24 protein-coding genes are annotated in these 22,375 nt (G+C 72.1%); 22 read left to right on the top strand and 2 right to left on the bottom strand.

Annotated features, from left to right (window positions below; translation table 11 throughout):
* The first annotated feature begins 92 nt into the window (after positions 1-92).
* Positions 93-578, top strand: coding sequence for a pyridoxamine 5'-phosphate oxidase family protein (locus ACFE76_RS17340; RefSeq protein ID WP_375433028.1), 486 nt, complete (start codon positions 93-95; stop codon positions 576-578).
* Positions 579-696: 118 nt separating this feature from the next.
* Here the strand turns inward: ACFE76_RS17340 and ACFE76_RS17335 are convergent, their stop codons facing one another.
* A complete protein-coding gene (locus tag ACFE76_RS17335) occupies positions 697-2,070 on the bottom strand; it encodes a glucose-6-phosphate dehydrogenase (protein ID WP_375433027.1) in 1,374 nt (457 codons plus the stop codon).
* A 130-nt stretch (positions 2,071-2,200) separates the two neighbouring features.
* Here ACFE76_RS17335 and ACFE76_RS17330 point away from each other — a divergent pair, with 130 nt between their 5' ends.
* Positions 2,201-2,839, top strand: coding sequence for an alpha/beta hydrolase (locus tag ACFE76_RS17330; RefSeq protein ID WP_375433026.1), 639 nt, complete (start codon positions 2,201-2,203; stop codon positions 2,837-2,839).
* 2 nt (positions 2,840-2,841) lie between these two features.
* On the opposite strand, the gene ACFE76_RS17325 is transcribed toward ACFE76_RS17330, so the two are convergent.
* A complete protein-coding gene (locus ACFE76_RS17325; protein ID WP_375433025.1) occupies positions 2,842-3,486 on the bottom strand; it encodes a DsbA family protein in 645 nt (214 codons plus the stop codon).
* A 159-nt stretch (positions 3,487-3,645) separates the two neighbouring features.
* On the opposite strand from ACFE76_RS17325, the gene ACFE76_RS17320 reads away from it, so the two are divergent.
* The 20 genes from ACFE76_RS17320 to ACFE76_RS17225 all read left to right on the top strand — a co-directional run bounded on the left by ACFE76_RS17320 (position 3,646) and on the right by ACFE76_RS17225 (position 22,369).
* Positions 3,646-4,173: a hypothetical protein gene (locus tag ACFE76_RS17320; RefSeq protein WP_375433024.1), complete on the top strand. Its 528-nt coding sequence runs from the start codon at positions 3,646-3,648 to the stop codon at positions 4,171-4,173.
* Positions 4,170-4,343: a hypothetical protein gene (locus ACFE76_RS17315; protein ID WP_375433023.1), complete on the top strand. Its 174-nt coding sequence runs from the start codon at positions 4,170-4,172 to the stop codon at positions 4,341-4,343. The genes ACFE76_RS17320 and ACFE76_RS17315 overlap by 4 nt, the downstream gene beginning before the upstream one ends.
* A 23-nt stretch (positions 4,344-4,366) precedes the next feature.
* A complete protein-coding gene (locus ACFE76_RS17310; protein ID WP_375433036.1) occupies positions 4,367-5,140 on the top strand; it encodes a TlyA family RNA methyltransferase in 774 nt (257 codons plus the stop codon).
* Positions 5,141-5,163: 23 nt separating this feature from the next.
* A complete protein-coding gene (locus ACFE76_RS17305; protein WP_375433022.1) occupies positions 5,164-6,162 on the top strand; it encodes an NAD kinase in 999 nt (332 codons plus the stop codon).
* Positions 6,163-6,213: 51 nt separating this feature from the next.
* Positions 6,214-7,911, top strand: a complete 1,698-nt coding sequence (gene recN, locus ACFE76_RS17300) for a DNA repair protein RecN (protein WP_375433021.1) — start codon at positions 6,214-6,216, stop codon at positions 7,909-7,911.
* Between the two features lie 176 nt (positions 7,912-8,087).
* Complete coding sequence (steA, locus tag ACFE76_RS17295) at positions 8,088-9,266, top strand: putative cytokinetic ring protein SteA (protein WP_375433020.1); 1,179 nt, start codon at positions 8,088-8,090, stop codon at positions 9,264-9,266.
* Positions 9,263-10,201: a copper transporter gene (locus ACFE76_RS17290; RefSeq protein WP_375433019.1), complete on the top strand. Its 939-nt coding sequence runs from the start codon at positions 9,263-9,265 to the stop codon at positions 10,199-10,201. Before steA ends, ACFE76_RS17290 begins: the two co-directional genes overlap by 4 nt.
* Positions 10,198-11,055, top strand: a complete 858-nt coding sequence (locus ACFE76_RS17285; RefSeq protein WP_375433018.1) for a hypothetical protein — start codon at positions 10,198-10,200, stop codon at positions 11,053-11,055. The genes ACFE76_RS17290 and ACFE76_RS17285 overlap by 4 nt, the downstream gene beginning before the upstream one ends.
* Positions 11,052-12,656 carry a lipid II flippase MurJ gene (locus ACFE76_RS17280; protein WP_375433017.1) on the top strand — a complete coding sequence of 535 codons (1,605 nt, stop codon included), beginning with the start codon at positions 11,052-11,054 and terminating at the stop codon, positions 12,654-12,656. The genes ACFE76_RS17285 and ACFE76_RS17280 overlap by 4 nt, the downstream gene beginning before the upstream one ends.
* Positions 12,643-13,704 (top strand): glycosyltransferase family 4 protein, encoded by a 1,062-nt coding sequence (locus tag ACFE76_RS17275; RefSeq protein WP_375433016.1) that lies wholly within the window; start codon positions 12,643-12,645, stop codon positions 13,702-13,704. The genes ACFE76_RS17280 and ACFE76_RS17275 overlap by 14 nt, the downstream gene beginning before the upstream one ends.
* A 53-nt stretch (positions 13,705-13,757) precedes the next feature.
* Positions 13,758-15,440 (top strand): CTP synthase, encoded by a 1,683-nt coding sequence (locus tag ACFE76_RS17270; protein WP_375433015.1) that lies wholly within the window; start codon positions 13,758-13,760, stop codon positions 15,438-15,440.
* Positions 15,437-16,108, top strand: coding sequence for an NUDIX domain-containing protein (locus tag ACFE76_RS17265; protein ID WP_375433014.1), 672 nt, complete (start codon positions 15,437-15,439; stop codon positions 16,106-16,108). The genes ACFE76_RS17270 and ACFE76_RS17265 overlap by 4 nt, the downstream gene beginning before the upstream one ends.
* A 44-nt stretch (positions 16,109-16,152) precedes the next feature.
* Positions 16,153-16,647, top strand: coding sequence for an NINE protein (locus ACFE76_RS17260; protein ID WP_375433013.1), 495 nt, complete (start codon positions 16,153-16,155; stop codon positions 16,645-16,647).
* A gap of 154 nt (positions 16,648-16,801) precedes the next feature.
* On the top strand, positions 16,802-17,134 hold the full coding sequence (locus ACFE76_RS17255; protein ID WP_375433012.1) for a hypothetical protein: 333 nt from the start codon (positions 16,802-16,804) through the stop codon (positions 17,132-17,134).
* On the top strand, positions 17,127-17,957 hold the full coding sequence (locus ACFE76_RS17250) for a response regulator (RefSeq protein WP_375433011.1): 831 nt from the start codon (positions 17,127-17,129) through the stop codon (positions 17,955-17,957). Before ACFE76_RS17255 ends, ACFE76_RS17250 begins: the two co-directional genes overlap by 8 nt.
* Positions 17,958-18,051: 94 nt before the next feature.
* On the top strand, positions 18,052-19,167 hold the full coding sequence (ald, locus tag ACFE76_RS17245; RefSeq protein ID WP_375433010.1) for an alanine dehydrogenase: 1,116 nt from the start codon (positions 18,052-18,054) through the stop codon (positions 19,165-19,167).
* 22 nt (positions 19,168-19,189) lie between these two features.
* Positions 19,190-20,104: a site-specific tyrosine recombinase XerD gene (xerD, locus tag ACFE76_RS17240; protein ID WP_375433009.1), complete on the top strand. Its 915-nt coding sequence runs from the start codon at positions 19,190-19,192 to the stop codon at positions 20,102-20,104.
* Positions 20,105-20,304: 200 nt separating this feature from the next.
* On the top strand, positions 20,305-21,198 hold the full coding sequence (locus ACFE76_RS17235) for a ParA family protein (RefSeq protein WP_375433035.1): 894 nt from the start codon (positions 20,305-20,307) through the stop codon (positions 21,196-21,198).
* Positions 21,183-21,494 carry a hypothetical protein gene (locus ACFE76_RS17230; RefSeq protein ID WP_375433008.1) on the top strand — a complete coding sequence of 104 codons (312 nt, stop codon included), beginning with the start codon at positions 21,183-21,185 and terminating at the stop codon, positions 21,492-21,494. The genes ACFE76_RS17235 and ACFE76_RS17230 overlap by 16 nt, the downstream gene beginning before the upstream one ends.
* Positions 21,491-22,369, top strand: coding sequence for a segregation and condensation protein A (locus ACFE76_RS17225; protein ID WP_375433007.1), 879 nt, complete (start codon positions 21,491-21,493; stop codon positions 22,367-22,369). The genes ACFE76_RS17230 and ACFE76_RS17225 overlap by 4 nt, the downstream gene beginning before the upstream one ends.
* Positions 22,370-22,375: the final 6 nt, after the last annotated feature.

Raw genomic sequence — 22,375 nt, 5'->3', positions numbered from 1 at the left:
GCCACGTGCTCGGCTGAGGGCCCGCGTGCAAGGCTCGACCAAGGACACCCGCCGCGCGAACCTACGTCGGCGGACGAGGAGAGGACGAAAGCATGAGCAACGACACTGAGGGCGCCGCCAAGCTGGCCGAGCTGGCGCGGGACATCAAGATCGCGATGTTCACCACCACGGACGACCTGGGCCACTACGTCAGCCGACCGATGGCGCAGCAGGAGGTCGAGGCGGACAGCGACCTGTGGTTCTTCGCCGAGCGCGACAGCCACGTCGTCGGCCACATCGCCCAGCGGCCCCACGTCGGGATCACCCTGAGCTCGAGCGACACCTGGATCTCCATCGACGGCGAGGCGGAGGTCGTCGAAGACGTGGCCCGCGCCAAGGCGCTGTGGAACAGCTGGGTCGAGGCCTGGCTGCCCCAGGGTCCCGAGGACCCCAACGTCGTGCTGATCAAGGTCAACGCGCACAGCGCCGAGTACTGGGACACCCCCGGCGGTCGGGTCGCCTCGATCCTGAGCTTCGTCAAGGCCAAGGCGACCGGTGAGACCTACGACGGCTCCGAGAACAAGAAGATCGACCTCTGAGGCGGTTCTCGCCGTCCGGGGGCCGGGCGGCGCCGTGGGGCACAGAGCTGGCAGTCCGGTACCGGCGGCGTCCCGTACGAGGTCCCGACCGCTCCCCTCGTGCCGTCAGCGGCCGCCGTCAGAGCGCCCAGCCCTCCGGCCCGTCCGAGCCAGCGGCGTAGGTCTCGAGCGGGGTCCGGCCGGCCCGCCAGGCCTGCAGCACCGGGTCGACGATCCGCCAGCACTGCTCGGCGGTGTCGCCGCGGACCGACAGCAGCGGGTCGCCGTCGAGCACCCCGGCCAGTACCTCGCCGTAAGCGGGCAGCCGACCGGCGCCGAGGTCGGCCTCGAGCCGCACCCGGTCGAGGACGAGCGGGTCGGCCGGTCCGTTCACGTTCATGTCGAACGAGATCTGGTCGGGTCCCATCCGCAGCCGCAGCTGGTCCGAGGCGGGCTGGCCCCGCAGCCCGGTGGGCAGGTGCACCGGCTGACGAAAGCTGATGATCACCTCTTTGCGGCGCTCGCCCAGGGCCTTGCCCGAGCGTAGCCGGAACGGGACGCCCGCCCAGCGCGCGTTGTCGATGCCGACGGTCAGCTCGGCGAGGGTCTCGGTACCGCGGTCCGGGTCGACGCCGGGCTCGGCGGTGTAGTCGGGCACCAGCCGTTCCTCCACCGTGCCGGCGGTGTAACGGGCCCGCCGGCCGGCGGTCACCGGGTCGTCGTCCCAGAGCCGGGTGGCGCGCAGCACCGACGCCATCGCGTCGCGCAGGTCGATCTCGTTCACGGCGGCCGGCGGGTCCATGGTGGCGACGGCCAGCACCTGCAGCAGGTGGCTCTGGATCATGTCCATCAGCGCGCCCGCAGAGTCGTAGTAGCGCGCCCGGTTCTCCAGCGTGAGCTGCTCGTCGAAGACGACGTCGACCCGCTCGATGTGCGTGGAGTTCCAGATCGGCTCGAACAGCCGGTTCGCGAACCGGACGCCCAGCAGGTTGAGGACGGTCGAGCGGCCGAGGAAGTGGTCGACCCGGTGCACCTGGCCCTCGGGCACGAGCTGGGTGAGCAGGTGGTTGAGGTCGGTCGCGCTCTGCTGGTCGGTGCCGAACGGCTTCTCCAGCGCGAGCACCGTGCCCTCGGGCAGCTCGACCTCCGTCAGCGCGGTGCAGGCGAGGACGGTCACCGCCGGGGGCAGCGCGAAGTACAGCGCCGCCGGGGCCGGGGTCGCCTCGAGCAGCGTCCTCAGCTGGCCGGCGTCGGACACGTCGGTCCGCAGGTAGCGGGTGTCGGCCAGCACCGCATCCAGCGTCTCGGTCGAGACCGAGGCCGACTCGAAAGCGGTGCGGACCCGCTGCTTCCAGGTGTCGGCGTCCCAGTCCTCGCTGCCCGCCCCGACCAGCCGCACCGATCGACGCTCCGGTTCGGCGTCGAGCAGCTGTCCCAGGGCGGGCAGCAGCAGCCGACCCGAGAGGTCGCCGCTGGCCCCCAACAGCAGGAAGGCCTTGATCGAGCTGGTCATCTGACCCTCGCTTTCTCACCGGCGGGGGCCGGGACGTCACGCCGACGTCGGGCCGTCCGGGCGGACGCGCTCCGACCCGCTCACCGTATCCAGTACCAGGATTCGGTCGTTCGGCTGTCATGGTGAGGGGATGGAAGACACGAGACGGCCGGTCGCCCCGGAGCAGGTGCTGTGGTCGGTCCCCGAGAGCGAACGGGCCGGTCGACCCCTGCTGGTGCTGCTGCACGGGCACGGGATGGACGAGCGGATGGGTACCGAGCTGCACGACCAGCTGCCTTCGGAGCTGGTGCTGGCCGCGATCCGCGGACCGATCCCGGTCGGCAGCGGCTACGGCTGGTATCCCCTGAACGCGAGCCTGGGGCTGAACCAGATCGACTCCTCGGCGCGGGCGGTGCTCGACTGGGTCCGGGTGCAGGACCACCCCTCGGTCGGCATCCTCGGCTTTTCCCAGGGCTCCTCGATCGCGCTGCAGTGCATGCGGGTCGCGCCCGACCAGTTCGACTACGGCGTCGTGCTCTCCGGCTTTGCCGTCCCCACGGCCGTGGCCGGCGACGCCGCGCTGGCCGAGCGTCGGCCGCCCGTCTTCAGCGGTCGGGGCGACGCCGACCCGCTCATTCCCTTGCCCCTGGTCACCATGACCGACTCGTGGCTGGCCAAGCACACGACGCTCACCCGGCAGGTCTACGCCGGGCTGGGGCACAACGTGTCGGCCGCGGAGATCGCCGACCTGGCTGCGTTCTTGCGCGACCAGGTCAGTCTGGCCGGCTGAGCTCAGTCGAAGTGGAGTGAGTCGGTGCGTTCGCGCTTCAGCTCGAAGAAGTACGGGAAGCTCGCGAGCGTGACGCTGGCGTCCCACAGGAGTCCGGCTTCCTCGCCGCGCGGGATCCGGGTGATCACTGGCCCGAAGAAGGCGGTGCCGTTGACGTGGATCGTGGGGGTGCCGACACCCTTGCCCACCTTGTCCATACCGGCGTGGTGGCTGACCCGCAGCGCCTCGTCGTAGTCGGTGCTGCTGGCGGCGTCGGCCAGCTCGGCCGGCAGGCCCAGCTCGGCGAGCGACTCGGCGATGACGACCGAGAAGTCCTTGATGCCCTGGTTGTGGATCCGGGTACCCATCGCGGTGTAGAGCGGAGCGAGCACCTCCTCGCCCTTGAGCTGGGCGGCGGCGATCGCGACCCGTACCGGGCCCCAGGCCTGTGCGAGGGCCTCCCGGTAGGCCTCGGGGATGTCTAGACCCTCGTTCAGCACAGCCAGGCTCATCACGTGGAAGTGCACGTCGATGTCACGCACCGTCTCGACCTCGAGGATCCATCGCGAAGTGATCCAGCAGAAGGGGCAGAGCGGGTCGAACCACAGGTCGGCCTGGTCGCGGCCGCTCGTGGCTGCGGTCTGAGGTTCGGTGGTCGTGCTGGTCATCTGGTCTCCTCGCGGGTCGTGCCGCCAGGTCACGATGGGGACTTCGGCGGCGTTGCTCTCTGGGCGGCAACACCGGGCTCGGTCGACATGTTCCGGTGAGGGGTTAGCGTGGACGAGACGGCCACGTGAGGGCCTGACCGGCGGCGATGAAGGAGCACGATGGTTCTCGATGCGGTCCAGAGCTATCTGGGCCTGGCGAATGCGGTAAACAAGGCGGCGCGGGCCCGGGCCGAGGCGGTGGCGCGGAGCATCATCGCCCAGGCCGGGCTGGAGGAGGCCGCGGCCGAGGCGAGTGATCGCGCCAGCCGGCTCGCGGAGGAGGCTGCGGCCGCCCGGCAGGCCAACCGGGAGCTGATCGAGACGCTGCTGACCACCGAGATGACCAAGGCGGCGAACCGCTTCGGCTTCGTCCGGTCCGACGACCTGGACGAGGTGCGGGAGGAGATCGCCGAGCTGCGGACACAGCTGGCGAAGGCGCAGGCGGCGGCCTCCCGCGCCGCCTCGCGGAAAGCGACCGGGACGCCACGGAAGTCGGCGACCGGAGCGGCCGCGCCGGCCACGCCGGCCACGGTCCCGCCGGCGAAGAAGGCGGCCGCCAAACGGAGTGCGGCCAAGAAGGTCGACGCCGCCGAGACCAGCGACGCCGTGACCGTCGTGCCCGCCCCGACCACGGACGCAGGCGCGTGAGCGCCTCGACCCCGGAGCCGCCGCCGGCCGTCGACGACCCCCGGCTGGCCGACGCGCTGGCCGCGATCAGTGACCTGGAGGGTGTCCCGCTGGCCGAGCACCACGACCGGCTGGTCCAGGCGCACGAGGTGCTGCATGACGTGCTGCACCCCGACGCCCCCGGCCGCTGACCGGTCCGGAGCCGGACCGGCTGCTGCGGTTGGACCGGCTGCTCGTGGAGCGCGGTCTCGCGCGTTCGCGGGCCCAGGCGCAGGCGTTGATCCGCGACGGTGTCGTCCGGGTGGACGGTGCGGAGGTGCGCCGGCCGGCCGAGACGATCGCGGCGTCCGCGCACGTCACCGCACCCCTCGACCCGTACGTCTCGCGGGCCGCGCACAAGCTGATCGGGGCGCTGGACGACCTCGAGCTGCGCGTCGCCGGCCGGGCGCTGGACGCCGGCTCCTCCACCGGCGGTTTCACCCAGGTGCTGCTGGAACGGGGCTGCGACCCGGTGCACGCCGTCGACGTCGGCACCGACCAGCTTGCCCCGGGACTGCGCGCCGACCCGCGGGTGGTGGTGCACGAGCGGACCAACCTGCGCGACCTCCGGCTCGACCACCTGGGCGCCCGGGTCGACCTCACCGTGGCCGACGTCTCGTTCATCTCCCTCACCCTGGTGGTGGGCCCGCTGGCCGCGGTGACCGACCCCGCCGGGTCCATGCTGCTGATGGTCAAGCCCCAGTTCGAGGTCGGCCGCGAACGGCTGGGACGTGGCGGTGTGGTCCGCGCCGCCGACCAGCACGCCGAAGCCGTCCGCGCAGTGGCCGTCGCGGCGGCGGCGTCCGGCTGGCACGCGTGGGCCGTCTGCCCGAGCAGGTTGCCCGGCCCCGCCGGCAACCGCGAGTTCTTCCTGCTGCTGCGGACGCCGCCCGCACCCGTACCTCTAGACGTCGCCGCCGCGGTGGTCGCGGCGTCCCTGACGGGCTGAACCTGCCGCCTATGCTGTGCCAGGTGACCGAGGCCCCCGAAGTCCCCCCCGCGCAGGCGCCCGGGGACCCGGCGCGACGGATCGCGGTGCTCACCCACATGGGCCGACCGGCCGCGATCGACGCCGCGACCCGGCTGATCGAGGGACTGCACCGAGCGGGGATCGTGTCCGCGCTGCCGGCCGACGACCTGGAGCTGCTCGACCCCCGGCTCGCCCCCGCGGTGACCAGACTGACCAAGCCCGTCTCCCGCGCCGACGGCATCGAGCTGATGGTGGTGCTCGGTGGCGACGGCACGATCCTGCGCGGTGCGGAGTGGGTCTTCGCCACCGACCTCCCGCTGCTCGGGGTCAACCTCGGTCACGTCGGTTTCCTCGCCGAGGCGGAGTCGTCCGAGATCGACAGCATCGTGACCGCCATCGTTGACAGCTCCTACACCGTCGAGGAGCGCTTCACCGTCCAGGTCACGCTGCGGGAGTGCTCCAGCGGTGAGGTCGTGTGGTCCTCGTACGCGATCAACGAGGTCTCGATCGAGAAGGCGGCCCGGGAGCGGATGCTCGAGGTCGTGGTCGAGGTCGACGGACGTCCACTGTCCCGCTGGGCCTGCGACGGAGTGCTGGTCGCCACACCGACCGGGTCCACCGCGTACGCGTTCTCGGCCGGCGGTCCGGTCATCTGGCCAAGCGTCGACGCGCTGCTGATGGTGCCGCTGAGCGCCCACGCGCTGTTCGCCCGACCACTGGTCCTCGGTCCGGACTCGACGGTGATCATCGAGCTGATCGAGGCGTCGCCGACCCACGGCGTGGTCTGGTGCGACGGCCGTCGCTCGGCCGAGCTGCGCAGCGGGATGGAGATCGAGGTACGCCAGGGCGAGCACCGGCTACGCCTCGCCCGGATGTCCGAGGCGCCGTTCACCGACCGGCTGGTGAACAAGTTCGGGCTGCGGGTGGAGGGCTGGCGTGGGGCCGCCGAGAGCGACCACGCCTCGGTGCTGGAGCCCCGGCGGGCCTGGACGTCCTCATGATCATCTTCCCGACCATGATCATTCTCCGACCATGATCATCAGGACCGGCCGATGATCGACGAGCTGCGGATCACCGACCTCGGCGTGATCAACGAGGCGACGCTCGCGCTCGACCCGGGGTTCACCGTCGTCACCGGCGAGACCGGCGCCGGCAAGACCATGATCGTCACCGGGATCGGGCTGCTGCTGGGCGAGCGAGCCGATCCGCGGTCGGTCCGCAGCGGCGCCGAACGGGCGCGGGTGGAGGGGTCGTTCCTCGTTGCCGACGAGGCGCTGGCTGAACGGGTGAGCGAGGCCGGTGGTGCCGTCGAGGAGGGCGAGCTGCTCGTCGCCCGGCACCTGACTGCGGCCGGTCGCTCCCGTGCGTACCTGGGCGGGGCCCAAGTGCCGCTCGCGGTCTGCGGCGAGCTCACGTCGGAGCTGATCACCATCCACGGCCAGTCCGAGCAGGTCCGGCTCGCCGGTGCCGAGCGGCAGCGCGAGATCCTCGACCGGTCGGCGGGCCCCGAGCTCGCGGAGACCCTCGAGCGCTACCGCAGCCGCTACGCCGAGCGGCGGACCACGGCCGGCGAGCTGGCCCGGCTGCGCGCGGAGGGCCTCGCGCGCGCTCGCGAGATCAACCTGCTGACCTTTGGCCTGACCGAGATCGAGCGCGTCGCTCCGGAGCCGGGGGAGGACCTCGCCCTCGCGGCCGAGGCCGACCGACTGCGGTCTGCCGACGACCTCCGGCTCGCCGCGTCGACCGCCATCGCCGCGATCGCCGGCGCCGAGGACGAAGCCGGCGGCGCCCTGACCGGCGTCGTGCTGGCCCGCAAGGCGCTCGAGACCGAGTCCGACCCCGAAGCCGCCGACCTCGGCCGGCGGCTCGCCGAGGTCAGCTACACCCTCGGCGACGTGGCCGCCGACCTGGCGCGCTACCTCGACCGGCTCGACGCCGAGCCGGGCCGGCTCGAGTGGATCGCGGGCCGGCGGTCCGCGTTGGCGGGGCTGACCCGCACGTACGGCGCGAGCGTCGACGAGGTGCTCGCCTGGTCCGCGGAGGCCGTGACCCGGCTGCTGACGCTCGAGTCCTCCGACGACCGGATCGTCGAGCTCGAGGCCCGGGTCGGCGCCCTGGACGCCGAGCTCGCCGAGCTCGCCGGCCGGCTCTCGACCGCCCGGGCCGCCGCGGCGGAGCGGCTCAGCGCCGACGTGCTCGCCGAGCTGGCCGCGCTGGCCATGCCGCACGCGCGGCTGATCTTCCAGCTCACCAGCACCGACCTCGGACCGTACGGCGCTGACCGGGTCGACCTGCTCTTCAGCGCCAACCCCGGCAGCGAGCCGCGCAGCCTCGCCAAGATCGCGTCCGGCGGGGAGCTGTCCCGCGTCCGGCTCGCGCTCGAGGTGGTGCTCGCGGCCGACGCCGGTCAGCACACGCTCGTCTTCGACGAGGTGGATGCCGGGGTCGGTGGTCGGGTCGCCGTCGAGATCGGTCGCCGGCTGGCCGCACTCGCCCGGCACAGCCAGGTCGTGGTGGTGACGCACCTGGCCCAGGTCGCCGCCTTCGCCGACCGGCACTACGTCGTGGTCAAGTCCGACGACGGCCAGGTCACCACCAGCGGGGTGGTGCGGGTGGCCGAGGAGCAGCGGGCCGCCGAGCTCGCCCGGATGATGGCCGGGCTGGAGACCACCGACTCCGCCCTCGCCCACGCCGGTGAGCTGGTCGAGCTTGCTGTTTCTTCCCGCTCGCGCCCGGTCAGCCCCTCATGAGCCTGTCTTCCTCGCTCGCTCGCAGGACGACTCCGTGCGCGGCTCACGCTGCCCGGGGCGTGTCCTGCTGGCTCGGTCGTCCAGGCAGGGCCAAGGCCTGACCTACCCGACGCTCGCAGGCGCGCCGTCGGTCGAGCGGGTGCGAGGCCTACGTCGCATGGGAGACTGACGCTGCCATGAAACTGCCCAGCCTGCTGCGACGACGCAGCGCGCCCGAGGTGGGTGGCGTCGCGCGGCTGGACCGGCGGACGAAGAACCTCACCAAGCGGCTCCGGCCGGGCGAGATCGCAGTCATCCACCACTCCGACCTCGACCGGGTCAGCGCCGAGGCGCTGGTGGCCGCGGGCGTCAGCGCGGTGGTCAACGCCGTGCCGTCGGTGTCGGGCCGCTATCCCAACCTGGGTCCCGGCATCCTGCTCGAGGCGGGCATCGCGCTGGTCGACGACGTGGGAGAGGACATCTTCACCGCGGTCAAGGAGGGGGACCGGCTGACCCTGGACTCCGGTCTGCTGCTCGACCCCGACGGTGCCGTGGTCGCCGAGGGCACGCTGGTCACCACGGACCTGCTCGAGGAGCAGCTGCGAGTAGCCCGGGAAGGTCTCTCGGCCCAGATCGAGGACTTCACCGAGAACACGATGCGCTACCTCCGCGAGGAGAAGGAGCTCCTGCTTGAGGGCATCGGCGTCCCCGAGATCCGTACGGTGATCGAGGGTCGGCACGTGCTGATCGTGGTCCGGGGCTATGACTACCGCAGCGACCTCGACGCCCTGCGGCCCTACATCTCGGAGTACAAGCCGCTGCTGATGGGCGTCGACGGCGGCGCGGACGCGCTGCTCGAGGCGGGGTACAAGCCGGACATGATCATCGGCGACATGGACTCCTGCTCGGACGCGGCGCTGCGCTGTGGCGCCGAGATCATCGTGCACGCCTACCGTGACGGCCGCGCTCCCGGCGTCGAGCGGGTCGCGCAGCTCGGCGTGCCGACGGTGGTGTTCCCGGCGCTCGGTACCAGCGAGGACGCGGCCATGTTGCTGGCCGACACCAAGGGCGCCCGGCTGCTGGTGGCGGTGGGAACTCACGCGTCGCTGGTGGAGTTCTTGGACAAAGGTCGCTCGGGAATGGCGTCCACCTTCCTCACCCGGCTGCGGGTGGGGCCCAAGCTCGTCGACGCCAAGGGCGTGTCGCGGATCTACCGCAGTGAGATCAAGGGCTGGCACCTGATACTTCTGGTGCTCGCCGGAATGCTCGCCCTGCTGTCATCGCTGCTCTTTACCGACATCGGTTCGGCCGTGGGCAGCGTCTTCGCCGCGCGGATCGGCGACTTGTTCTACTGGATCAAGGAACTGTTCACGTGATCAACTTCCGTTACCACATCGTCTCGTTGATGGCGGTCTTCCTGGCCCTCGCGGTCGGGATCGTGGCCGGTGTCTCTCTGGGCCCGTCGGTGAAGGAGGGGCTCAATGTTCAGCTCAACGCGCAGGCGGAGCAGGACCGCCTCAAGGTTGTCGAGCTCCGCGCTGAGCTCGACCAGGCCAACGCGCTCGCCAAGTACCGGGACGCGTACGCCACGCGGGTCGGCCCCCAGGTGACTGCGGGCGCACTCGGCGGCTTCGGCGTCGCCGTCGTGGTGATGCCGGACGCGCCCAGCGCGGTGGTGACGAACATCAGCGAGGCCGTGGGCGACGCCGGCGGCACCGTGGTGCGCTCGGTCAAGGTCGACGACGACGCCTTCGACGCGGCCAAGGCCGAGGGCCTCGACGCGGTGGTGGAGCCTTACCAGAACGAGGCCGGTCTGGAGGACTCGATGACGGCGGCGACCCGCTTCGGTCGGGTGCTCGGCTGGTCGATCGGGGCCAAGGCACCCCAGGAGCGCGACCAGAACGCGGTCGCCGCAGGGGAGGCGTTGCAGAAGGCCGGGTTCGCCACGTTCAGCGACGACTCCAGCCGGCGAGCGGAGCTGATCATCGTGGTCACCGCGCCGGCGCCCAACCCGCAGCTGTCGCCCGACGTCCTGCAGGCCCACGTGCAGACCGATGTCGCGTTGCTCGTCCACGCCAGCGGGGTGGTCGTCGCGGGACCCGACAGCGAGAACATCAACGGCACGGACGTGCTCGCGGTGCGGTCGGACTCGGGGGCCGCCGGCAGGCTGAGCACCGTGGACGTCGCGGACCTGCCCAGCGGCGTCACCACCACCGTCCTCGCCGGCCAGCAGCAGCTCCTCGGCCAGCACGGCCACTACGGCGCCCTCGCCAAAGCCGACGCGCCGTTACCCACCCTGCCGGTGCGGTGAGTCCTACGGTGACGGGGCGGGCTCTGGTCGGCGGGACCGCCGCCGCGCTCACCGCGGCCGGGGTGTCGTGGTGGGGGGTCCGGACGACGTCACCGACGTCCCGCTGGGCTCGGACCAACCACGCGGGGGCGCCGGTCACGCTGCTCGAGGGCCCGGCCGCGGTCGCGGCGGTGCTCGTCGGTCTGGTCGTCGCCGTCGACCGGCCTCGGCCCGAGACCGCGGCGGTCGCCGTGGCGGTGGTCGGCTCCGGACTGGTCGGGGCGTACGACGACCTCTACGGCTCGGGCGAGGCCCGCGGCTTCCGTGGCCACCTGCGGGCGCTCCGCGACGGCCGGCTCACCACCGGCATGGTCAAGATCGTCGGCGTCGGCCTGACGGGTGCAGCTGTGGCCGGTCTGCTCGCGGTCGGCTCGCCGCACCAGCAGCAGCGGCGGGGGCTCGTCGACGTTGCCGTGGACACCGCGCTGGTCGCCGGGACGGCCAACCTGGTCAACCTGCTCGACCTGCGGCCGGGTCGGGCGGCGAAGGTCGTCGGCCTGCTGGGGCTCGCCCTGGGCGGAGCGCGACCGGCAGCTCCCGCCCTCGGACCGCTGCTCGGTGCCGTCGGCGGCTCACTGCCGGCGGACCTGGGGGGCCAGTCGATGCTCGGGGACTGCGGGGCGAACGCTCTCGGCGCGGGCCTGGCCACCGCCGCCGCTGCGGTGCTGCCGCGGTCGGCCCGGCTGGTGGCACTCGCGGCGGTGGTCGCCCTGAACGGGGCCAGCGAGCGGGTCAGCTTCACCGCCGTGATCGAGCGGACGCCGTGGCTGCGCCGGCTCGACGCCCTCGGCCGACCCGCCGTTCCCCTGAGATGAGCGGTCGATCGGGGTCGGTGATCCTGAGCCTGGCCAGCCTGACCCTCGCGGCCCGGGTCGTCGGGTTCGGGCGTTCGGTCGTCTTCTCCAAGACCGTCGGCGACACCTGCCTCGGCGACGCGTACAACGCGGCGAACGCGCTGCCCAACATCTTGTTCGAGATCGTCGCCGGCGGTGTGCTGGCGGGGGTCGTCGTCCCCGTCGTCGCCCGGCACGTCGCCGCGGGACGGCGGGAGTCCACGGCGCAGACCGTATCGGCGCTGCTGACCTGGACCCTGGTCGTGCTCACCCCCGCCGCCCTCGTGGCGCTGTTCGCGGCGCCCTGGTACGGGCGGCTGTACGCCAGCGACGCCTGCGCGGGCAGCGCCGACACCGTCGCCGCGCTGCTGGTCGCGTTCGCGCCGCAGGTCTGGCTCTACGGCCTGGCCGTGGTCAGCGCCGGCGTGCTGCAGGCGCACGCCCGGTTCCTCGCCGCGGCGCTGGCGCCGCTGCTCTCCAGCGTCGTCGTGGTGGCCACCTACCTCGGGTACGCGGCGTTGGCGCCCAGCGCTTCCCGGGACGACCTGGCCGCCCTCACGTCCCGGGCGACCGCGGTGCTCGGCTGGGGCACCACGCTCGGGGTGCTCGTCCTGGCCGGCTGCACGCTGGTGCCGCTGGCCCGGCTGGGGGTGCGGGTCCGGCCGCGCTGGCGCTTCGCCGCCGGGGACCGGTCGGTGATCGGCCGGATCGCGCTGGCCGGCATCGTCGGCCTGGTGCTGCAGCAGCTGAGCGTGCTGCTGATCAGCTGGGCCACCCAGCGCAGCGGCGACCCGGGCGCGCTGACCCGCTTCACCTGGGCGAACGCGCTCTACCTGCTGCCGTACGCGGTGCTGGTCGCCCCGCTGCTCCAGCTCGCCTTCCCTCGGCTCGCGGCCGCGGCCGAGGGCGAGCAGGGCAGCGCCGCCGTGTCGCGGGTGCTGGCCGCCACGGTCGCCCCGGTGGTCGGTCTGGCCTGGCTGGGCGCCGCGCTGCTGGCCGCGACGGCCGTTCCGGTGGCCCGCGTCTTCGTCCTCGGACCAGGGTCGGGCCGGACGGCCGCCCTGGCCGCGCCGATCGCCGCGTTCGCGCCGGCGGTGGTCGGCTTCGCCCTCCTCGGTCTCGCCTCGCGCACCCTGCTGGCCCAGCACCTCGCCCGCGACTCGGGCCTCACCACCGGGACGGGCTGGGCGACGGTGATCCTCGCCGTCGCCGTGCTGCGGCTGCTGCTGCCCACGACCGGGCTGGTGACGGGGGTGGCGGCCGCCGTCTCGTTCGGGATGGCGGTGGGCGCCGCCGTCGGCTGGTCGCGGCTGCGCCGCCGGCTGCCCGGTCCGCTCGGGCTGGGCCGGTCGCTGCTCACCGGGGGACTGGCCGCCGTGATCGCGGTCGCGCTGCTCTGGTGGCCTGCCGGCCGGCTGGCGGACGCCTCGCTGGTCGTCGCCCTGCTCGGCGGGATCGCCGTGGCGGTCGGCGCCACCGGGATCTACGTCGGCGTCCTGGCCGTGGTCGACCGGCCGTTGCTGGGCCAGCTCCGCCGGCTGCGCTCGACGGCCGGGGCGGAGGTCGCGCATGCGGATCGCTGAGGTGCTGGGCGCCAGCACCGGCGGGATCGGCCGGCACGTGGCCGGCCTGGCGCCGCGACTGGTCGCCCTCGGTCATGACGTGACGGTCTACTGCCCGGCGGCGACCGCGGCCGCCCACGACTTCGGCCCATCGAAAGGCTCAGGGAACGGATTCGGCGTCGAGCCGTTCAGCCGGCTGTCCCGGCTGGGCGGCGTCGACGTCATGCACGCCCACGGCTACCAGGCGGCTGCCCGGGCGCTGCCCTGGGCGCGGCTCGCCCGGGTGCCGCTGGTGGTCACCTGGCACAACGCCATCTTGGGCACCGGCCGACACGCGGCCGTCGGCCGGACGCTGCAGCGGCTCGTGGCCCGCGGCGCCACCCTGACGCTGGGCGCCAGCAGCGACCTGGTCGACCAGGCCCGGGCGTACGGCGCCCGTCGGGCCGAGCTCGGGCTGGTCGCCGCGCCGACGCTGCCGCCGGCCGCGGTGCCCCGGGCGGCGTACCGGGCCTCGCTCGGGCTCGCCGACAGCGACGAGCTGCTGGTCACCGTCGGCCGGCTCGCCCCGCAGAAGAACCTGGGCATGGTCCTCGACCTGGCCGCGGCGCTGCGGACGCGGCCCCGGCTGCAGCTCGCCATCGCCGGCGACGGACCGCTGCACGCCGAGCTGGCCACCCGGATCGCCGCCGAGCAGCTGCCGGTCCGGCTGCTGGGCCGCACCGACGACGTGGCGTCGCTGCTCGGCGCAGCCGACGGCTTCCTGCTCACCTCCACCTGGGAGGCGCGGGCGTTGGTCGCGCAGGAGGCGTTGCTCGCCGGCCTGCCGTTGTTCAGCACCCGGGTCGGCGGCATCGGTGAGCTGGTCGGCGACGCGGCCGTGCTGTTCGCGCCCGACGACGTGGCCGGGGCCGCGGCGGCGATCGCGGCGACGTTGGACGACCCCGTACGGCTGGATGACCTGCGCGCCGCAGGGCGCCGGCAGGCCGCCGACTGGCCGGACGAGGACCGGGTGGCTGCGAACCTCGCGGCGACGTACGCTGCCCTGGTCACCGACGCTGCTGCTGGCTGACCCCGCGGCGGGTCATTCGACCCGGGGCGCCGTCCGACGTAGGCTGGAGGCCCGTGGGAGCCCGCGAGAAGTACACCAAGCACCTGTTCGTCACCGGCGGGGTCGCCTCGTCCCTGGGCAAGGGACTGACGGCATCCAGCCTCGGCTCGCTCCTCGTAGCGCGTGGCCTCCAGGTGTCGATGCAAAAGCTCGACCCGTACCTGAACGTGGACCCGGGCACCATGAACCCGTTCCAGCACGGCGAGGTCTTCGTCACCGAGGACGGCGCTGAGACCGACCTCGACGTCGGCCACTACGAGCGCTTCCTCAACGTCAACCTCTCAGCCGAGGCCAACGTCACCACCGGAAAGGTCTACTCCTCGGTGATCGCCAAGGAACGGCGCGGGGACTACTTGGGGGACACCGTCCAGGTCATCCCGCACATCACCAACGAGATCAAGGAGTCCATGCTCGCCATGGGCGGGACTGATGCCCAGGGCGTCCACATCGACGTGGTGATCCACGAGATCGGCGGCACCGTCGGCGACATCGAGTCGCTGCCCTTCCTGGAGGCGGCGCGTCAGGTCCGGCACGACGTCGGCCGCGAGAACGTCTTTTTCCTGCACGTCTCACTGGTGCCCTACATCGGCCCGAGCGGTGAGCTCAAGACCAAGCCGACCCAGCACTCGGTCGCCGCGCTGCGCCAGGTCGGTATCCAGCCCGACGCGGTGGTCTGCCGCTCCGACCGCGAGATCCCCGAGTCGGTCAAGCGCAAGATCTCGCTGATGTGCGACGTGGACGAGCAGGCCGTGGTGGCCTGCGTCGACGCGCCGAGCATCTACGACATCCCCAAGGTGCTGCACCGCGAGGGCCTCGACGCGTACGTGGTGCGCCGGCTCGACCTGCGTTTCCGAGACGTCGACTGGACCCGCTGGAACGACCTGCTGGAACGGGTCCACCACCCCAAGGAGGAGGTGACGGTCGCGCTGGTCGGCAAGTACATCGACCTGCCCGACGCCTACCTCTCCGTCAGCGAGGCGTTGCGGGCGGGCGGGTTCGCCAACCGGGCCCGGGTGCAGGTGCGCTGGGTGCAGTCGGATGAGTGCGAGACCGCCGAGGGTGCGGCGCGGCTGCTGCACGACGTGGACGGCATCGTCATCCCCGGCGGCTTCGGCATCCGCGGCGTCGAGGGCAAGGTCGGGGCGGTCCGCTACGCCCGCGAGCACCAGGTCCCGATCCTCGGGCTGTGCCTCGGCCTGCAGTGCATGGTGATCGAGGTGGCCCGGCACCTGGCCGGGCTGGAGGGGGCCGACTCGAGCGAGTTCAGCCCCGGCACCCCGCACCCGGTGATCGCCACCATGGCCGAGCAGGTGGCCATCGTCAACGGCGGCGGCGACCTGGGCGGGTCGATGCGGCTCGGCTCCTATCCGGCCGAGCTGTCGGCCGGCTCGGTCGTGGCCAAGCGCTACGGGACGACCGAGGTGACCGAACGGCACCGGCACCGCTACGAGGTCAACAACTCCTACCGCGACCAGCTGGAGGAGGCGGGACTGGTGATCAGCGGCACTTCGCCGGACTCCCGGCTGGTCGAGTTCATCGAGCTGCCCGACGACGTGCACCCCTACTTCGTCGCGACCCAGGCGCACCCGGAGCTCAAGTCGCGGCCGACCCGGCCGCACCCGCTGTTCGTGGGGCTCGTCGAGGCGGCGCTGGACCGCAAGCTCTCCACCCGGCTGCCGGTGGGAGAGCGCGCGTGAGCGGACCGTCGGTGACGGTGCTGGCTGCGGCCGAGCTGACCGACGTCGCGCTCAGCTGGCCCGTCACGGGGACCACCGTGCTCGGCCACGGCGTCATCGCCGACTTCCTGCGGGACGACATCACCGCACCCGACGGCAGCACGATCAAGCGCGAGTACCTGCGCCACCCGGGCGCGGTCGCGGTGATCGCACTCGACGACGCCGAGCGGGTCGCCCTGGTCCGGCAGTACCGGCACCCCGTCCGGCACCGGCTGGTCGAGCCACCCGCCGGGTTGCTCGACGTCACCGGCGAGGACTACCTGATCGGGGCCCAGCGAGAGCTGGCGGAGGAGGTCGACCTGGCCGCCGGGACGTGGCATGTGCTGGTCGACCTGTTCTCCACTCCCGGCATCGTCGGTGAGTCGATCCGGATCTACCTGGCCCGGGACCTGTCAGCGTCCGTGGCCGACGGGTTCGTCCGCGAGGGCGAGGAAGCCGACATGGACGTCGTCTGGGCCTCGCTGACCGACCTGGTCGAGGCCGTGCTGGCCGGTCGGTTGCACAGCCCGAGCCTGGTCTCCGGCGTGCTCGCGGCTGAGGCCGCCCGGGCGCGCGGCTGGGCCTCGCTCCGCCCGGCCGACGCTCGCTGGCCGGCGCGCGAGTCCCTGCTGGCCGCGACCGCCGACTGAGCCTTCACAGCACTGCGGGGACCCGGGCGTGGAACACTTGGTCCATGTCGGATCCGACGCGCCCCCCGTACGAGCCTGAGCCCACCGTGCCGCTCGACCGCGCCGGCGACTACCGGCCCTACCAACCGCCGCCGCCGTACAGCCAGCCCACCCCGTTCAGCCAGCCCACCCCGTACGGCCAGCCCACCCCGTACGGCCAGCCCACCCCGTACGGTCAGCCCGACCCGTACGAGCAGCCGGCGGCGATCTACCTGCAGCCGGTCGACCCGCGCCAGCTGGCGTACCAGCAGAGCCTCTACAACGCCCAGAAGTCGCGGCTCGCGGCCGGGCTGCTGGCGATCTTCCTGGGCAGCCTCGGCGTCCACAACTTCTACCTGGGTCGGACCGGCATCGCGGTCACCCAGCTGTTGATCACCGTGCTCACCTTGGGCTTCGGCGGCATCCTCGTCTCGATCTGGGCCCTGATCGAGGGCATCTTGATCTTGACCCGCTCGCCCAGCTTTGCCACCGACGGCCGGGGCATCCCGCTGCGGGAGTAGGGCGGGCCGGAGCGTCGACGTCTCGGTGACTACCGAGGGTTCTGTAAGACTCAACGAGGGGGCGATCCTCACGATCCGTCCCGTGCAGCCAGCCAGAGCTTTCGAGATGATCTAGACCCCCGAAGTGTCAGCCCGCTTCACTACGGTACCGATCATGGAAGTTCTCGCGCTTGTGGGGATCCCGCTGGCGGGAGTGCTCGGTTCGCTGGTCGGCGCTTGGTGGACCAGGAGAGATGCGCGGCGAGCAAGGGTGGGAAGCGACCTCGAGAACCTGCGCCACGAGCTGTGGGAGGAGGAGCCTCGTCGACGCCGGGCAGCGCAGGAAACGATTCACGAGCTCATGAACCGCGGGCTGCTAACCGACGAGCAGCTGATCGCCGCGAGCATCACACTGAAGCATTGGGCCGCAGTAAGATGGGATCTCACGCTCGAGCAGCGTCGTCGCCTTGGGGTCGACGGTGGGGACGACGGAGGTAGCCGTGGTTGACGTACTCGACAATGGCCATCGATTCACGACCGAGGACGTTCGCGTCGCTCGGCTGATCCGCGATATCGATGTTCGGCTGGGACGGCCTGTCGACCCGCTTGTCGATCGAGTTGCGCGTGGCGCGGCAAGCCGGGCGTCTTTGCGTGTCGAGCCACAGGACATACGCGATCAGAGCACCACCTTGCCCTCGACTCGAGTCGAAGTGTTTCTTGTGATGCATGATGAACCTGCGCAGAAGGTACTGACGGACCTGCTCAAGTCGGAGCCGAACATCACCGTCGTTGGCGAGGCGGGTACGGCGGCTGAAGCGCTGCGCCGGATCCCGAGCTCGCACCCTGACGTGGCGCTGCTCGACGGGCGCCTCCCCGACGGCAGCGGCATCGACGTCTGTCGGGAGATCCGCTCGGCGCACCCGGAGATCCGCTGCGTGATCCTGACGTCCTTCGACGACGACGAGGCGCTCTTCTCCGCGATCATGGCCGGCGCGTCGGGCTACCTGCTGAAGGAGGTCGGCGGCTCGAGCCTGGTGGCCGGTATCCGCCAGGTGGCCGAGGGCCGGTCGCTGATCGACCCGGCCGTCACCCAGAAGCTGTTGGACCGGCTCCGGAACCCGGTCCGCGAGGTATCGAAGGTGGACGCACTGACCCCGCGCGAGCGCGAGATCCTGGACCTGGTCACCGACGGGTACACCAACCGTCAGATCGGCGACAAGCTCTTCCTCGCCGAGGGAACGGTGAAGAACTACGTCTTGATTCTGCGCACAAAACTCGGAATCGACATGACTGGGGATACAAGGGCGATTCGAGTACCTCGAAGCATCTAGGCCTTGAGGTCACTGAGCAGACTTCTCGCAGTAGTGTGCCACTATGCTCGCGACGAGGCGGCCCGACCGAGCGACCTGAGGAGTGCGACCCCGCATGCTGGTAGGAGTTCCGACCGAGATCAAGAACCACGAGTACCGGGTGGCGATCACCCCGTCCGGGGTGCACGAGCTGGTCCGTCACGGCCACGACGTGATCATCCAGTCCGGGGCCGGCGTGGGCTCCTCGATCCCTGACGACGAGTACGTCGCGGCGGGCGCCAAGATCATTCCCGACCATGAGCAGGTCTGGGGTGAGGCCGAGATGATCATGAAGGTCAAGGAGCCGGTCGCCGAGGAGTACGACCGGATGCAGCCCGGTCAGCTGCTCTTCACCTATCTGCACCTGGCCGCGAACTCGCCCTGTACGCAGGCCCTGCTGAACCGCCGGGTGACCGGCATCGCGTACGAGACCGTGCAGCTGCCGAACGGGGCCTTGCCGCTGCTCGCGCCGATGAGTGAGGTGGCCGGCCGGCTCGCGACCCAGGTCGGCGCCTACCACCTGATGGCCTCCGGCGGCGGCCGCGGCACCTTGATGGGCGGCGTCTCCGGCGTGTACGCGGCCAAGGTCGTGGTGATCGGGGCCGGGGTGTCCGGGATGAACGCGGCGGCGATCGCGCTCGGCATGCAGGCCGAGGTGCTGCTGCTGGACCGCAACGTCGACAAGCTGCGCGACGCCGACCGGATCTACCAGGGGCACCTGCAGACGGTCGCCTCCAACATCCTCGAGGTCGAACGGGCCGTGCTGGACGCCGACCTCGTCATCGGCGCTGTGCTGGTGCCCGGCGCCAAGGCGCCGACCGTGGTCAGCAACGAGCTCGTCGCTCGGATGAAGCCAGGCAGCGTCCTGGTCGACATCGCCATCGACCAGGGTGGCTGCTTCGAGGACAGCCGGCCGACCACGCACGCCGAGCCGACGTACCGGGTGCACGAGTCGGTCTTCTACTGCGTGGCCAACATGCCCGGCGCGGTGCCGAACACCTCGACCTACGCGCTCACCAACGTGACCCTGCCGTACGCGGTCAGCCTGGCCGACCACGGCTGGCAGGCCGCGCTGCGGGCCGACCCGGCGCTGGCCCTGGGGCTGAACACCTACGACGGCGCCCTGGTCAGCGCACCTGTGGCCGCCGCGCACGGGGCCTCCCACGTCGAGCTCGCCGACGTCCTCGGCTGACCCGGCCGCGCTGTCGCGGCTGGTGCAGACCTACCTCGACCACCTGAGCGTCGAGCGTGGGCTCTCCCGGCACACCCTGACCGCCTACCGGCGCGACCTCCGACGCTACGTCGAGCACCTCGCCGCCGAAGGGGTGACCTCGGTCCAGCAGGTCACCCCCGCGCAGGTGGCCGGGTTCGCCGTCCGGCTGCGCGAAGGCGGGCCGCAGCCTCCGTTGGCGGCGGCGAGCGTCGCCCGGGCCGTGGTCGCCGTCCGCAGCCTGCACCGGTTCGCGGTCGAGGAGGGGGTGAGCGCCGACGATCCCGCCGGCGAGGTCCGCCCGCCCGCGCAGCACCGCCGGCTGCCCAAGGCGCTGCGGCTCGACCAGGTGCAGGCGATGCTGGAGGTGCCTGCCACCGACACGGTGCTCGGGCTGCGGGACGCGGCGCTGCTGGAGCTGCTGTACGGTACCGGCACCCGCGTCTCCGAGGCGGTCGGGCTCGACCTGGACGACGTCAGCCGGCTGCTCGACGCCGACCCCGAGACCACGCCGGGGCTGCGGGTGCTGGGCAAGGGCCGAAAGCAGCGGGTGGTCCCGGTCGGCTCGTACGCCCGGGCGGCGCTGGCCGCCTACCTCGTCCGGACCCGGCCCGACCTGGTCGGCCGGGGACCGGGGACGCCGGCCCTGTTCGTCAACGCCCGCGGCGGTCGGCTCTCCCGGCAGAGCGCCTGGACGATCCTGCGGACGACGGCCGAGCGAGCCGGCATCGACGCCGAGGTCTCCCCGCACACCCTGCGGCACTCCTTCGCCACCCACCTGCTCGACGCCGGGGCCGACGTCCGAGTGGTCCAGGAGCTGCTGGGCCACGCCTCGGTGACCACGACGCAGATCTACACCCTGGTGACCGTCGACCATCTCCGCGAGGTCTATCTGACCTCCCACCCTCGCGCGTACTAGGCTGCCCCGGAGCGTGCGCCGCCCCCGGACGCGCCCCGCGCACCGAGGAGTTCTGAGTGGAAGAGGCCGACCGCCCCGACGGGACGTCCGACGTACGGACCGCTCCGGTCGACCTGGCGGGCCTGTTCGACCCGGCCGAGGACTCGCCCGGCAGCGAGGGGTTCGTCGTCCCCGGGGCCCCGGTGCTCGCGGAGGCGCTGATCCCCGAGCCCCTGATCCCCGAGCCCCTGATCCCGGCCCCGCTCGCGCCCGCGGTCACGCTCGGCCCGACCGGCCGGCCGTGGCCCGACCTGCCCGAGCCGACACCGGCGACCGGTGGTCCGGCGGTGGTGATCGCGCTCTGCAACCAGAAGGGCGGCGTCGGCAAGACGACCACCACGATCAACCTCGGAGCGGCGCTGGCCGAGCTGGGCCGCAAGGTGCTGTTGGTCGACTTCGACCCCCAAGGCTCGCTGTCGGTGGGCCTGGGGGTCAACCCGCACACGCTCGAGCGCAGCATCTACAACCTGCTGCTGGGCCGCGACACCACGCTCGAGCAGGTCATCGACGCCACGAACGTGCCCGGGCTGGACATCCTGCCGAGCAACATCGACCTCTCGGCCGCGGAGATCCAGCTCGTGTCGGAGGTGGCCCGGGAGCAGACGCTGCTGCGGGTGCTGGAGAAGGCGAAGCCCGACTACGACTTCATCCTGATCGACTGCGCGCCCAGTCTGGGGCTGCTCACCGTCAACGCCCTGACTGCGGCGGACAAGGTCTTGATGCCGCTGGAGTGCGAGTTCTTCGCGCTCCGCGGGATCGCCCTGCTGACCGACACCATCACCAAGGTGCAGGACCGGCTCAACCCGAGGCTGGGCGTGCTCGGCATCCTCGGCACCATGTACGACCCACGGACGCTGCACAGCCGCGAGGTGCTCGAGCGGGTCGTGCAGGCGTTCGGCGACCAGGTCTTCCACACCGTGATCCGGCGGACGGTCAAGTTCCCCGAGACCACCGTGGCGGGGGAGCCGATCACCACGTACGCCACCCACTCGCCCGGTGCGGAGGCCTACCGCAACCTGGCCCGGGAGGTCTTGGCGCGATGCCTCGCCGGGTGAGCCTGCCGGGGGCCGCGGAGCTGTTCCGGCCGACCGAGGTCGAGTCGCCGCCGGCTGAGTCCGAGCCGGTTCCGGCCAAGGGCTCGGGCCGGGTCCGGCACGACGAGAAGATCACCGTCTACGTCAGCCGGGACGAGCTGCTGGCGCTCGAGCAGGCCCGGCTGACCCTGCGGGCCGACCACGCGATGGCGGTCGACCGCGGCCGGATCGTCCGCGAAGCCATCGCCGCTGTGCTCGACGACCTCGAGCGGCACGGCCCCGACTCCGAGCTGGTCCGGCGGCTCGCCGCGTCGTGAACCGCGCTCCGACGGCGATCACCGCGACCGGGCGGGAGGACCAGCCACCCCCGTTCTCGGTGCACCTCGTGAACTTTGAGGGACCGTTCGACCTGCTGCTGCAGCTGATCTCGCGGCACAAGCTCGACATCACCGAGGTCTCGCTGTCGAGCGTCACCGATGAGTTCCTGGCCCACATCAAGGCCGCCGGTGCCGACTGGGACCTCGACCAGACCAGCTCGTTCGTGGTGGTCGCGGCCACCCTGCTCGACCTGAAGGCGGCGCGGCTGCTGCCCTCGGGTGAGGTCGACGATCCCGAGGACCTGGCGCTGCTCGAGGCCCGTGACCTGCTCTTCGCCCGGCTGCTGCAGTACCGCGCGTTCAAGGCGGTCGCGGCCTACCTGGCCACCACGCTGGACGAGCAGGCTCGCCGTCATCCGCGCGACGTCGGGCTCGAACCCCGCTTTGCCCGGCTGCTGCCCGAGGTGGTCTTGACCCTCAGCCCGCAGGACCTCGAGGCCCTGGCGGCACGAGCGCTGGCCCCCAAGCCGGTCGACGTCGTCTCGCTCACCCACCTGCACGCGCCGACGGTCAGCGTCCGCGACCAGGCCCGGCTGATCGTGGACCGGCTGCGGCGGACCGGAGCGCTCACGTTCCGCGTCCTGACCGGGGACGCGCCCGACCGGGTGACCACGGTGGCGCGCTTCCTGGCCCTGCTCGAGCTCTTCCGCGAGGGCGCGGTCGCGTTCGAGCAGGTCGCCGCCCTGGCCGAGCTGACCGTACGCTGGACGGGGTCGAGCGAGGGCGAGCTGGACATCTCCGACGAGTTCGACTTTCCCGAACCGACCGACGAAGCCGCCACCGCCGACGAGGACCGACAGATGACCGACCGATGACCGAGA

The sequence above is a fragment of the uncultured Friedmanniella sp. genome (genome assembly GCF_964244005.1).
Taxonomy (GTDB): domain Bacteria; phylum Actinomycetota; class Actinomycetes; order Propionibacteriales; family Propionibacteriaceae; genus Microlunatus.
The sequence above is the reverse complement of the archived record's forward strand: the minus strand, read 5'-3'. Positions and strand labels throughout refer to the sequence as shown.

Bases quoted from the DNA above. Each gene is read 5' to 3' on its own strand.
- ACFE76_RS17340 (WP_375433028.1), top strand. From the start codon at position 93: ATGAGCAACGACACTGAGGGCGCCGCCAAGCTGGCCGAGCTGGCGCGG.
- ACFE76_RS17335 (WP_375433027.1), bottom strand. From the start codon at position 2,070: ATGACCAGCTCGATCAAGGCCTTCCTGCTGTTGGGGGCCAGCGGCGAC.
- ACFE76_RS17330 (WP_375433026.1), top strand. From the start codon at position 2,201: ATGGAAGACACGAGACGGCCGGTCGCCCCGGAGCAGGTGCTGTGGTCG.
- ACFE76_RS17325 (WP_375433025.1), bottom strand. From the start codon at position 3,486: ATGACCAGCACGACCACCGAACCTCAGACCGCAGCCACGAGCGGCCGC.
- ACFE76_RS17320 (WP_375433024.1), top strand. From the start codon at position 3,646: ATGGTTCTCGATGCGGTCCAGAGCTATCTGGGCCTGGCGAATGCGGTA.
- recN (WP_375433021.1), top strand. From the start codon at position 6,214: ATGATCGACGAGCTGCGGATCACCGACCTCGGCGTGATCAACGAGGCG.
- steA (WP_375433020.1), top strand. From the start codon at position 8,088: ATGAAACTGCCCAGCCTGCTGCGACGACGCAGCGCGCCCGAGGTGGGT.
- ACFE76_RS17280 (WP_375433017.1), top strand. From the start codon at position 11,052: ATGAGCGGTCGATCGGGGTCGGTGATCCTGAGCCTGGCCAGCCTGACC.
- ACFE76_RS17275 (WP_375433016.1), top strand. From the start codon at position 12,643: ATGCGGATCGCTGAGGTGCTGGGCGCCAGCACCGGCGGGATCGGCCGG.
- ACFE76_RS17260 (WP_375433013.1), top strand. From the start codon at position 16,153: ATGTCGGATCCGACGCGCCCCCCGTACGAGCCTGAGCCCACCGTGCCG.
- ACFE76_RS17255 (WP_375433012.1), top strand. From the start codon at position 16,802: ATGGAAGTTCTCGCGCTTGTGGGGATCCCGCTGGCGGGAGTGCTCGGT.
- ald (WP_375433010.1), top strand. From the start codon at position 18,052: ATGCTGGTAGGAGTTCCGACCGAGATCAAGAACCACGAGTACCGGGTG.
- ACFE76_RS17230 (WP_375433008.1), top strand. From the start codon at position 21,183: ATGCCTCGCCGGGTGAGCCTGCCGGGGGCCGCGGAGCTGTTCCGGCCG.